Consider the following 13,256-nt stretch of genomic DNA (forward strand, 5'->3'; position numbering starts at 1 on the left):
AAAGGGAGGAAAATAAAATGAAATTATTAAAAAAGGTAAGTGTACTAGTAGTAGCTGTGGCTATGATGTTAAACATAGTTTCACCAACATTAACATTTGCAGGTACAGTTGAACAGGGCTCTTTACAGATTAATAGAGAAGGAGCTACTTATAATCTATACAAAGTTTTAGCTTCTGAAACAGAAGTAATAGGAGATAAAGAGATTCCTATTTTTTCAGTAAATTCTAGCTTTACAAGTTTCTTTAATGGAGATAGTGAATATACCTTTGAAAGTGATAAGGGTATTTTAAAAAATGGAGTATTAGTTGTATCTTCTGACAAATTGCTTGGAACTGATAGCACAGAGGATTATAAACAGAGTCCAGAAATGCAAGATCTTACAAAAGCACTTGCTAACTTTATTTTAACAAATAATGTATCTCCTACAGTGTTAAAAGGTAATGTTAAATCAGTATTAAATCAGGGATATTACTTGGTGTTAGAAGATCATACAACAATTACTTCTAATGGAAATTCAGGTCGTGTGCCTTCACAGGCAATGCTAATTAATATCACTAAAGGTGAAGATGTAAGTATCTTCCCTAAGGACTCTGAATTTACAATTGATAAGGTAGTTGAAGAAGGAAATGATAATGTAGCACAAATTGGTACTGAAAAGAACTATAAAATAACATCTACTATACCTACTTATCCATCTAATTATACAAATATCATTTATACCATAACTGATAAAATGTCAAAAGGTTTAACATTAAATGAAGCTTCAATTAATGTTATGATTGGAAATGAGATTGTTATAGAAAATGGTGTTCTTAAAGAACAATTTAAGTCGTATTTTAAGAGTTTTGATATTATAAAGAATTCAGATGGTACTACTACAACTATATTTGATTTTAATTATGAGGCATTAAAAGCAGCTGCATTAGTTGGACAACCTGTTACAATTACTTATACAGCTAAAATTAATGAAAATGCTTTAGTTCATGATCCAAATACTAATGAAGCTGAGTTGGAATACTCTACATCTCCAGATGGAAACACCACAGGTGGTATTATTACAGATGAAACAGAAACTTATACTTATGGCCTTGATTTACTTAAGCTAGATGGTAGTAATAAAACAACTACATTAGCTGGTGCTAAATTTGAAATAAGAGATAATGCAGGTAATGTAGTTGGAACTGTAACAACTGGTGAAGATGGTAAGGCATCATTTGTAGGTTTATCAGAAGGTACTTACACAATTACTGAGATAGAAGCACCTAACAGTGAATATGCCTTATTAGATGGGGAAATTACTATTAAAATTACTGCTGACCCAAACAACAAAGCAAATTGTACAGTAGAGCTTAAAGATGGTAAGGTTGAAATAATTGATAATGTAACAGTAGAAAATGGAACAATTTCATTTGATGTATATAACTACAAAGGTATTAACTTACCAGAAACTGGTGGAATGGGTACAACAATCTTTATGGTTGGAGGAGCTTCACTAATTCTATTGGCAGGTGTAATGTTAATAGTTTACTCAAAGAAAAGTAAAAAAGCATAGAATAAAATTGTAAATATGTATAAGAGCCGATGAGGAATCATCGGCTTATATGGTAGTTTTTATGGGAGTGTGCTAGTATGAAAAGACGTTTAATCATGGGATTTATTATTTTGATTATGGTTCTTGGGATAGGCTTAATGGCTTATCCGAGCTTGGCCAATTTTATTAACAATCAATTTTCTATATCTACAATAGGTGATTATAACACCAAGGTAGAAAAATATAATAAAGAGGAAATTGATAAAATAATGAAAAATGCTTATGATTATAACAATTCATTACCTGGTGCATTCCCTGCAGACCCCTTTAGTGGAAAAAATATTTCTAGAAAATCCATGAGTGATTTCAAAGATTTCTTCATGGTACAAGAAGGGGCAATGATTGGATATATTGAGATTCCTAGTGTGGATATTTACCTTCCAATTTACTATGGAACAAGTGATGCAGTGTTAAAGAAAGGTGTTGGATTGATTAAAAATTCATCCTTGCCTGTTGCAGGTGAAAGCTCACATGCTTTGCTTTCTGCTCACACTGGATTACCTTCCCAAGAATTGTTTACTGGAATAGAAGAGCTAAAAGATGGAGATGTTTTCTTTATTCATACTATGGATCAGGTTTTTGCCTATAGAATAAATCAAAGGAAGGTAGTTTTGCCAGAAGAAACTAGTGATTTAATGATTGAAGAGGGAAAAACATATATAACATTGATAACATGTACGCCATATGGCATTAATACTCATAGATTACTTGTCCGTGGAGAATATGATCCTAATTTTGATTTTTCATCTGAGGAATATACATTTACATCTCAAAAACATAAAAATGACTGGTTATGGATGATCCTTGTCAGTGGATTTGTTGTTGTTGGCATTGCTGGATTCATCATCTTAAAGAAGAAGAAAAAAGAAAGCAAAAAGGAGGAAAACTAATAAAATGAAGAAACAAAATAGTATATATATAAAGTTAATAGTTGCTGCATTCATGTTCCTTACTATATTTGTATTGCCAGTTCAAGCTGCCAAGAATGGTTCAATTACAATTATTGATAAGACTTATGAAGGAAAGCTATTAGAAAATATTAATGTTCAGCTTTATAAAGTTGCAGATTTTACTGATAATTCAAGAAGGAAAATTGTCATGAAAGATGCATTTAAAGATTTTGAATTAGACATTGATAAATTAGTTTCCTCTGATGCTTTAGAAGAGAGTGCTCGTCTTTGTGAGAGCTTTGTTAGAGAGCATTCTATTAAGCCTTTAGCTACCACTATAACAGATGAGAATGGAAAAGCTGTATTTTCAAATATAAGTGATGGTATTTATTTAGTTATGCAAAGCCAAGTGAATTCTGATGAATATACAGTAACTTCTGTACCATTTTATGTGCAGGTTCCCTTTGTAGATAAAGATGGAAATGTAAATTATCAAGTTACAACATATCCTAAAAATGAAGTTTTATATCCTGAGGAAATGGATGAACTATCTGTTGTGAAGATATGGAAAGATAATAATAACAAAGACAAAATGCGTCCAGATTATATTGAAGTGGGCTTATATGGAGACGGAGAGTTAAAGGAAACAGTTGAGTTAAGTAATCTTAATAACTGGTCATATACTTGGAATGATTTATCAAAGGATGTAGTTTGGAATGTAGAGGAGATTAAGGTTCCAGATAATTATCGTATGACAAGTGAAAGAAATGGAAATCACATTACAATTACTAATGAGTTGGATAGTGATGGTGATAGTTATGAAATTGCAGATACAGGGGATAAAATGAGGATAGGATTTTATGTTATGTTATTTGCATTTTCTGGGGTGTTACTTCTGATTTACGTAAAGTGTTGTAGAAAAAGGGATTAAAAATAAGGGGTAAATAAATATATTTTAGATTAGGAAGTTAGGAAACTAACTTCCTTTTTTAAGGTCTAGGGAATTATAAAATTTCTGGAAAATCATAAGATATTTAGGAGGAATATGTAACTGTATGTAGAGTTTTAAAGATATGAATGAAATGTTAACAAACAACTTTTAAGAGACAGAAGAGTGGGAGATGAGATTTATGATTGAGGCTATGGAACAGCAGATGGTTAATTAAGATACTGGAAGTGAGTAGATGAAAAACAAAAGTTTTACTGCAGTATGCATAATAGAAATCAATTAAAGGAGCCCCATTATATCTATAATTTAAGTATTTAACATATTCTTATTTTGTAGTTGGAGCATCTTTTGATGAAGTATTGATATAAGATGCTGTGTTATCATCACCACAGCCAACAAGATCTAACATTAATACAGATAATGCGATTAGCAGAATTGATTTTAGTTTTTTCTCATTTGCTTTGCCTCTTTAATAAAATTTATATTTATAGTTTGCTTAGAATAAAGTTTTATATTCTAATTTGAATCTTATTTGTAATATACAATAGACTTTTTATGTGAATTCGTGATAAACTATAGATATTATTTCACAGCAAGTTGTGAATTTTAAAAGAAAGGGAGAAATATGATGGGGCATAATGAAAGAAGAGAATGGATAAAGAAAAAGATAGAAATAGATAAAAAGATAGAGATAGCAGCTCTTAGTAAAGAGCTTAATGTTTCTGAAATGACCATAAGAAGAGATGTTGAGTATTTAGAAAAGGAAGGTATACTTACAAAGGTTTCAAAAGGGGCTATATTAAATTCTGTAAGAAATAAGGATGATATAGATGACACTTTGAATTCTAGAAATCTTCAAAATGTAGAGGAAAAGAAGGTTATAGCAAGGTATGTAAGTGGACTTATAGAAGATGGGGATGTAATATTTATGGATGCTTCTACAACAGTATATGAATTATGTCCATATATAATAGATAAAAAATTGACCATTATAACAAATTCTATAAGAGTAGCACAGCATTTCAACATGTCTAAAAATATAACACTAATACTTGCTGGAGGAATTTTAAGATATGCTACACTTTCATTAATAGGTGCTGATGTAGAGCAGCTTATTTCAAAATATAATACAAATAAGATTTTTATATCAGCCAAGGCTTTATGTCATGATAATGGACTTACAGACATAAATATGTTTGAAATAGATACTAAAAAAGCAGCCATGAAAAATACTCATGAAGTAATAGTCCTTTTAGACCATACGAAAATCAATAAGACATCTCTTACAAAGGTATGTGATATTAAAGATATCTCTAAGATTATTATAGATGAAGAAAGCAATCTTTCAGATGAGCAGAGAAAAGATTTGAAGTTAATTAAAGAAGAAAATATAGAAATTATATTTGCGAAATAGAGAATCTATTAAAAGTAGTTGATACTTTTAATAGATTTTTTTCACATGTTTGTGTAAAAAAATAACATAAAAGTAAAAATGAAGAAAGATAGAGCGTTTTATTAAAAACACGAGGAATATAGGGATAAATTTCTTTAAAACATAAATGAAAATGTTTGCAAAAATAACGTGTGGATTATATTATATAAACAAGGGTGTTGATAAAAAACATTTTTGTGTTAATAAAAAACATATGTGTTGTTAATTAACACAATAGAAGATTGTAAATTGGAGGGGTTTTTATGAATGGATACAAAGAAATGACAAATGAAACAATTGCTGAGTACATTAAGAAATTAAAAATATTTCCAGAAGGTCATAAACTTTCAAGTAAGGAAATAGGAGATGGAAATTTAAATTACGTTTTTAGAGTTAAGGATGAAACAGATGATAAAACAGTAATTGTTAAACAAGCTTTACCTTATTTAAGAGTGGCAGGAGATGGATGGAAATTAACTCTAGATAGAAATAGAATTGAAGCAGAAGCTATGAAATGTCAAAATCAAGTGCACCCTAACTCAGTTCCTAAGGTTTATCATCATGATGATGTTTTTGCATTAACAGTTATGGAAGACCTAGGAGATATGAGTGTTCTTAGAAAAGGTCTAATGGAGATGAAGAAATATCCGAATTTCCCAAAACAAATAGGAAAATTTATGGCTAGAAACTTATTCTTAACATCTGACTTTGGAATGGGACCAATGGAAAAAAAGGCTAATGCATCTAAGTTTATAAGTCCAGAACTTTGCGATATAACAGAAAGATTGGTTTTAACAAATCCATACATGGATGCTGAAGATAATGATATAAATGAATATATAAAAGATTTTGTAGAAAAAGAAATTTGGTTATCAAATGATATTAAGCTTGAAACAGCAAAACTTAAGACAATATTTATGACTAAAGGTGAATCTCTTCTTCATGGAGATCTTCATACAGGATCTATTTTTATAGATGATACTAAATCAATTGTATTTGATACAGAGTTTGCTTTCTATGGACCTTACGGATATGATGTAGGATTATTATTTGCTAATATAGTTTTGAATTATATTTCATGGGAAGGAAGAAAAGATAAGACTCAAGAGGAAATAAGAGAATATAGAAAATACTTATTACAGCTTTGCCAGGAAATATGGGATGAATTCTATAAGAATTTAGATTACCTATGGAATAATGAATCTAAAGATGTAATAACAAAGGCTGAAGGATACGAAGCATATTATGTAAGAGAGCTTTTACATGAAACTGTAGGTTTCTGTTGCTGTGAAGTTATGAGAAGAATAATAGGTATGGCCCATGTTCCAGATTTAGATGCTATAGAGGACCTTAAAGATAGAGCAAAGGCTCAAATCTTTGGATTAAAGCTTTCTAAGAAGCTTATCGTAGAAAGAAACAATATGAGTTCATTTAAAGAATTTGTAGAAATAATAGATGGTGAAACAAAATAGTTAAGGGGTTGAGAGTATGTCAGAAGAATTATTAGCAATACAGTGGAATGAAGAAAAGGACGAGCTTATTTTATTAGATCAGACAAAGCTACCTAATGAAATTGAATATATAAACTATAGTACAGTTGAAGGTGTATATGATTCTATAAAAACTATGATAGTAAGAGGGGCTCCTGCTATAGGGGTAACTGCTGGTTATGGAATGTACTTTGCAGTAAAGAATGCGCCTGAAACATCATTTGAAGAGTTCTATGCTCAAATAAAGAAGGATGGGGAATATTTAAATTCTAGCAGACCAACAGCTGTAAATCTTTCATGGGCAGTTAAGAGAATGCTTAAAAAAGCTGAAGAAGTTAAAAATCTTTCTATTAAGGAAATAAAAAAAGTTTTAAGAGATGAAGCAAAATTAATCCATGAGCAAGATATTGAAATATGCAAAACTATAGGGGAAAATCTTCTTACATTATTAAAAGATGAAATGGGAATATTGACTCACTGTAATGCTGGTCAGCTTGCAACTTCAAAATATGGTACTGCAACAGCACCGATGTATCTTGCAAAAGAAAAGGGCTGGCACTTAAAAATATATTCTGATGAAACAAGACCTAGACTTCAAGGATCAACACTTACAGCATTAGAATTATATATGGCTGGTATAGATGTTACTACTATTACTGACAACATGGCTGCAATGGTTATGTCACAGGGTAAGATAAGTGCAGTAATAGTTGGTTGTGATAGAATTGCAGCAAATGGAGATACAGCCAACAAGATAGGAACTTTTGGAGTTTCAATTTTGGCAAAATATTTTAACATACCAATGTATATAGCAGCTCCAACTCCAAGTATAGATCTTAACACTTTAACAGGAGAGGGTATTCCTATAGAGGAAAGAAATCCAGAAGAAGTTACTTGCAGATTTGGAGTGTGGACAGCACCAAAGGGAGTAAAAGTGTACAATCCATCTTTTGATGTAACACCACATGAAAATATAACAGCAATAGTCACAGAAAAGGGAATAGTATATCCACCTTTCAAAGAAAATTTAGAGAAGCTACTAAAAGAAGACTAAACTATACAAATTAGGAAGATGCATTTGGGAATCCTGCGTCTTCCTAAAAAATAGAGTACAGCTTTAGAATAAAACTAGATTTAAAAGGAGAGAAAAAATATGGGGGACATAATACAATATATTTTAGACCTAGGTGCTGCTGTGTTTTTGCCATTAATTATGATAATAATAGGCTTAGCAGTAAAGATGAAACCTAAAAAAGCAATAATATGTGGCTTGACATTGGGAATTGCTTTTACAGCAATAAATGTTGTGCTTACTTTTATGTTTGACACAATAAGTCCTGCAGCTAGTGCATTTGTAACTAACACAGGAATTAATCTTAAAACCGTAGATGTGGGCTGGTCTCCAGTTGCATCAGTATCATGGGCTTGGCCATATGCACTTATGGTTTTCCCAATTCAAATAGGAATAAACCTTCTTATGCTAGCATTTGGATGGACAAATTGTCTAAATGTAGATATGTGGAATGTATGGGGAAAGATATTTACAGCAATTCTTGTTGTATCCTTAACTGGTAGTGTGCCATTAGCACTTATTGCAGCTGCAATACAAGTTATATTTGAGCTTAAGAATGCCGATGTTGTAGAAAAATCAGTTTCTGATTTATCAAAGATACCTAATGTTACTTGTGCCCACGTAATGAATTTACAATGTGTAATACTAGCGCCTATAAATAAATTATTAGATCATATACCAGGCATTAATAATATAAATCTTGATGCAAATAAGTTAAAAGAGAAGATTGGTGTCTTTGGAGAAAATAGTGTAATGGGATTCCTTGTGGGAGTATTTATAGCAGCACTTGGAAAATGCAGCTTAAAAGTAATACTTCAAACAGGAGTAGGAACAGCAGCAGCTTTGGTTCTATTTCCAATAGCAGCAAACTTTTTTATAGATGCGCTTGGACCAATAGCGGAAGCAGCAGGTAATTTCATGAAGAGCAAATACAAAGGAAGAGATTTTTACGTTGGAGTTGACTGGTCAGTACTTGGTGGAAGAACAGAATTATGGGTTGTATCAATACTTTTAGTACCAGTAGAACTGCTATTTGCTATACTTCTTGCAAAAGTAGGGGTAAACAGCGTGCTTCCATTGGCCGCAATTATTAATGTAGCGGCTACAGTTCCAGCATTAATTGTTACAAAAGGAAATATACTTAGAATGTTTATAATGGGAGTAGTGACAACGCCTATATACTTAATGGTTTCATCACAATTTGCGCCTATGATAACTAAGCTGGCTATTGCACAAAATACATTAGATGTTCCTGCTGGACAGCTATTAACATATTACGGTGCAGAAGGACCAGAGTTTAGATGGGCTTTAATTCAAGCTTTTTCTGGTAACAATAAGTTATTAGCAATATTGCCTTTCGTTGCTTTTGTAGCTCTTTTCTTATGGTACAAGAGTTATATGAAGAAAAAAGATGCAGAGATGATTTGCGGAAAACATTAAAGGATGGCGTTAAAATAGAAGAGAATGCATAAAGATATAATAAGCAGCAAAGGGAGAAAAAATATGTTAGAGGGATTAAAAGTTAAACTCACTGAAATTGCGAAAAGAGCAGATGCTGATGGATTATGCAAGCATAAATCAGGAAATTTCAGTATAAGAGATGAAGCTACAGGATATATATTAGTTACACCATCAGGAGTATCTAGAGAAGAACTTACAGCAAACCATATCTGTGTTGTAGATATGGATATGAATTTGATAGAAGTTAATAAGGACGTCCGTCCTACTAGTGAACTTCTTATGCACATAGAAGCATACAGATGCAGACCTGATGTAAAAGCTATAGTACACACACATTCAAAATTTGCTACAGCTTTCTCAGTGCTTAATAAGGAGATACCACCTATAGTTTATGAGATAGTGAATATTGTTGGAGGAGAAGGTATAATAAGAGTTGCACCATACGAAAGACCGGGAACAGAGGCTCTGGCAAAGAGCATAGTAAAACCTATTGAAATTGCAGATGCATGTTTAATGGCTAATCACGGAGTTTTAGCTGTGTCTAAAGAAGATATAGAAGATGCTTTTTTAAAGGCTGCTTATGTGGAAGAGGTTGCAGAAGTTTATTATAGAGCTCTTCTTATAAATGGAGGAAAAGAACCAAACACAATACCACAAAGTGAACTTGGAAAATGGTCATATCCAGAGCAGATAAAATTAAATAACAAAACTAAAAAGTAGTTTCAAAAAGGTATTTCTCAATTAAAATGGGGGAGTACCTTTTTTATATGTTGTTATAAAAATTTTTAGGGAAGATATTACTGGTTTTTCTAAGGAACATATAGTTTCCTCTGTAGAAGAGAGTTTGAAGAAGCTAAAAAACTGACTATGTAGATGTACTTTTATTACATCGTCCAGATACATTGATGGAACCAGAAGAGGTAGCTGAGGCTTTTTCAAAACTTCATAAGGAGGGAAAGGTTAAACATTTTGATGTAAGCAATCATAATCCTATGCAGATAGAGCTTTTAAATAAGTATTTAGACAATAAGCTTGTAATAAACCAGCTTCAATTCAATTAATCCATTTGTATTTTCATTAGTTCCTCTTTGCCACGATCTACCGTAAGAGTTTTAAGGAATCTTGAATCAAATTCATTTAGAGCTATCTTTCCTATTATGCATTACTCTAATTTTAGTTAATGGTGTCTTCCTTTCAATAAAAGTTGAAAGACAAGCTTTAGACTTATCTCTACTAGAAACAACAGTATCTAATTCTCAATGACCTACGGTTATTCTTTTTTAACCTCTTTAGGGCATTGTTTAATTGTCTTTCCTATATTAAACTTACCTCGTGTTTATTTAGGCTTTAAGGATTTTCCTTTCCTGCGTAGCAGCTCAGCGGAGCATTTATTTAATACGTCATTATATAGCCAATTATAGATATTGATAAATGCAATTTTTTTATCAGGTCTATCAATTATAATACGACTAGAAATTTGATCTGGAGACCAATGCTTATTTAACTTATATTGAATATAATTTACTAATGAATCATCAGTTTTCTTCCCATATGGTTTGAACTTCATTCATCTAACTTCATAATTATCTTAGGCAATATTAGCATTATATTTACCATTGATTATATTTTTCTGAATTTCCATTGAAATGGTAGATTTGTTTCTATTAAGCTCCTTAGCTAATTTAGATACATTCCATCCTCTACTATGCAGCAACGTTCATTTATAGTAATATGTTTATAGCTCATTCAGTCACGTTCTTTAAAGTGGTTTTCTATCAATTATTACTTTAACATGAACGTGCCCGAATGGGCTATTTTTTATACTTAATTAGTGTTGCGCTTGATATTGTAATTTATCGTAAATAAATATATTTTAGGGGTAGGAAGTTAGGAAGCTGACTTCCTTTTTTATATAAAATATTTGGAAAATGATAAGAAATTTAGGAGGAATATGGGGCTGTATATAGAATTTTAATAATATGAATAAAGTGTTAAAGGTTAAGTGAGATATGGATAAAGAATTTATTAGGAATATAGCAGAAAAAGAGATAGCCATAGGGGTAGATGTTCCCTATAGCAGAGAAGTAGATTACATAACTTTTTCTAGAGTTTTAAAGGATAATATAATGGTTGCCAGTTATAAAATGTATTGGTTACTAGCAATATTAGATGAAGTTCAAGAAGGAAATATTGAAATAGAATTTAGAAAATTAATAACTAGAATGATTGCCTATGCATGGTATCCTATATCAAAATTCAGATTATACTTTGGAGCATGGGATAACCTAGGAAAGGTTGTTAATTATATTTCAGATACCTATAATTTAAAATCAAACATTAATAAAAGTGAATTAATAGATTTTATTTATAATTCCGATGATAAAAAATTAAACAAAATGATAAAAAACTTAACATATAATGTTCCACACAAGTTTTTGTCACCATTTTATGATGGTATAGCTAAGGAGCCTCCTTTAAAGACTGTAATGATACTTTCTAAGGAGCATAAGAGATGGATATATGAAATCTATAGAAATAGTGATGAAGAAAACTGTATCAGAATTAGAGAAGGTTGGGATGATTATTTAAAGTATAACTACAAGATGATTCAAGGATGGGTTTATTATAAGTTGGTTTGTTTCTTGCAGAAAAGGAATCCTAATGTTCCTGGAATTGCAATGAAGCTTGAAGCACCAGTTAATAGGAAGCTTACCACTCAAACAAAGATTTGGACTAGCATTATTGAAAGAAAAAATATCATTGATTCATATACAGGACTACCATTTACAAAGGAAAACTATAAAGAGCATGGTAACTTAAGCATGGACCACTTTATACCTTGGAGCTTTGTACTTCATGATCAAATGTGGAATTTGGTGCCTACCTTTAAGAATATAAATAGTCAAAAAAGTGATAATTTATTTAATTATGAAGATTATATAGAAGGTTTAGCTAAATTGCAGTATGATGCTTTTTGCTTTGTGGTAGATGAGAAAAGGGAGAATGAAATTGAGGAATATAGGGGCATTTTAAGAGTTCCAGATGCAGTAGCTTTTAAAGCTGAAGGAAGCTATGAAGAGTTCTTTAAAAGGTATAAAGAGGGGACATGCCCTATTTATAATATTGCTGCTAACCAAGGATTTAAGGTGGTTACTGGAATTTATATAAAGAGATAAGTAGGAGAGAAAGTAAAATGAGTGAATCAATATTTACAAAGTTAAAATCATATACACCAAGATTTGGAAGAGATGCAAAGGAAGATTATCTAACAGAGTTATTCTCATATATGCTAGATAATATAGAAGGATTAAAAGAAGAATATGTTAATTTTCTATACTCTAAATTAGAAGGATATGATAACAATGGAGTTAATAATAGGATAGAAGAAATAAGCATAGAAACACAAGTTTCAATAAGAAATGGAAGAATTGATTTATTGATACAAAGTGGTACAGAAGAATTTATATGTGAACATAAGGTATATAGTGGACTAAGTGAGAGACAGATTGATAAATATTCAGATGGAATAGAGGAATATGATTGTACTAAAAAGTATTATACGGTACTAATTACTGTATCAGCAATGCAACATAGTCAAAAAACAGACATAGCTTTGGTTTGGGGAGACATATATGAGTTTCTAATTTCTTTTAAAGAGAATAATAATTTAGAAGTTATAGATGATTTTTTAATAACTCAACTTATTTCGTATCTAAAAGAGCAAGGTTTAGGGAGGTATGAAGGTATAAGTTATGATGAAATAATTTCAAACTTTAGGGCAATAGATTTGAGAGAAGGATTACAAGAAATTTTTGCATCTTTATCTAATATAGGTTGGGGGAAGGAAGTACCAAAGCTAAATGAATTTAAGCAAAAGTTAGAACCTGCCAGTAATAAATTTAGGTGGGGAAGAGTTGGAATTGACTTTTTTCAAGAATGGAAGCCAGGAATATTTGCAGGAGTATTATTAGATACAAGAGATCATAGAATAGAGGCAACGGATAAAAACTTGGGGCCGGATTTTGTTATTATTGTTGAAGCTAGTTTACATAAAAAAGATAGTGAATTTTTAAAGGTTAGAAATAGTATATTGAAATCACCAGAATTAAACGAATTAAGGGAAAATTTAAAGATAAATAGTCAAGGTTTTCAGGTAATAGATCAGCCAAAGAATAAATGGAGAGTTTTGGTGCTTAAAAAGCCCCTTATTAATATTTTAAAAGGAAAATATAAACGTGAAGATCAAGAGAAAGCTTTAAAGGATGAGATTGTGAAAGGTCTTCAATTATTATGTCAAGATGATTTGCTAAATACAAGTTTTTATAATAAGTGGTTTGACTAGAGTCATTTTATATGAATAGATTTTGACA

Annotated in this window: 10 protein-coding genes and 1 pseudogene; all 11 read left to right on the forward strand. The window is 31.1% G+C overall.

The features are described from left to right. Positions 1-17: 17 nt before the first annotated feature. The 11 genes and pseudogenes from DR024_RS10455 to DR024_RS10515 all read left to right on the forward strand — a co-directional run bounded on the left by DR024_RS10455 (position 18) and on the right by DR024_RS10515 (position 13,228). Positions 18-1,553, forward strand: coding sequence for a SpaH/EbpB family LPXTG-anchored major pilin (locus DR024_RS10455; protein ID WP_111918706.1), 1,536 nt, complete (start codon positions 18-20; stop codon positions 1,551-1,553). Between the two features lie 77 nt (positions 1,554-1,630). Then, entirely contained in the window at positions 1,631-2,482 is an 852-nt protein-coding gene (locus DR024_RS10460; protein WP_049179766.1) for a class C sortase, read from the forward strand. Between the two features lie 4 nt (positions 2,483-2,486). Then, entirely contained in the window at positions 2,487-3,413 is a 927-nt protein-coding gene (locus tag DR024_RS10465) for a Cna B-type domain-containing protein (protein WP_111918708.1), read from the forward strand. Between the two features lie 646 nt (positions 3,414-4,059). Continuing rightward, entirely contained in the window at positions 4,060-4,845 is a 786-nt protein-coding gene (locus DR024_RS10470; protein ID WP_049179770.1) for a DeoR/GlpR family DNA-binding transcription regulator, read from the forward strand. A 281-nt stretch (positions 4,846-5,126) separates the two neighbouring features. Beyond that, positions 5,127-6,335, forward strand: coding sequence for an S-methyl-5-thioribose kinase (gene mtnK / locus DR024_RS10475; protein WP_111918710.1), 1,209 nt, complete (start codon positions 5,127-5,129; stop codon positions 6,333-6,335). 16 nt (positions 6,336-6,351) lie between these two features. Then, entirely contained in the window at positions 6,352-7,407 is a 1,056-nt protein-coding gene (gene mtnA, locus DR024_RS10480) for an S-methyl-5-thioribose-1-phosphate isomerase (protein WP_111918712.1), read from the forward strand. A 99-nt stretch (positions 7,408-7,506) separates the two neighbouring features. After that, positions 7,507-8,865 (forward strand): PTS galactitol transporter subunit IIC, encoded by a 1,359-nt coding sequence (locus DR024_RS10485; protein ID WP_111918714.1) that lies wholly within the window; start codon positions 7,507-7,509, stop codon positions 8,863-8,865. A gap of 63 nt (positions 8,866-8,928) precedes the next feature. Then, positions 8,929-9,606: a class II aldolase/adducin family protein gene (locus tag DR024_RS10490; RefSeq protein ID WP_049179779.1), complete on the forward strand. Its 678-nt coding sequence runs from the start codon at positions 8,929-8,931 to the stop codon at positions 9,604-9,606. A gap of 85 nt (positions 9,607-9,691) precedes the next feature. After that, positions 9,692-9,944, forward strand: a pseudogene (locus DR024_RS10495) (aldo/keto reductase); the annotation flags it as partial. Positions 9,945-10,895: 951 nt separating this feature from the next. Then, positions 10,896-12,062 (forward strand): HNH endonuclease domain-containing protein, encoded by a 1,167-nt coding sequence (locus DR024_RS10510; RefSeq protein ID WP_111918720.1) that lies wholly within the window; start codon positions 10,896-10,898, stop codon positions 12,060-12,062. Between the two features lie 17 nt (positions 12,063-12,079). Further along, positions 12,080-13,228 carry a PD-(D/E)XK nuclease family protein gene (locus DR024_RS10515; protein WP_111918722.1) on the forward strand — a complete coding sequence of 383 codons (1,149 nt, stop codon included), beginning with the start codon at positions 12,080-12,082 and terminating at the stop codon, positions 13,226-13,228. Positions 13,229-13,256: the final 28 nt, after the last annotated feature.

This window comes from Clostridium paraputrificum, assembly GCF_900447045.1.
GTDB lineage: Bacteria > Bacillota > Clostridia > Clostridiales > Clostridiaceae > Clostridium > Clostridium paraputrificum.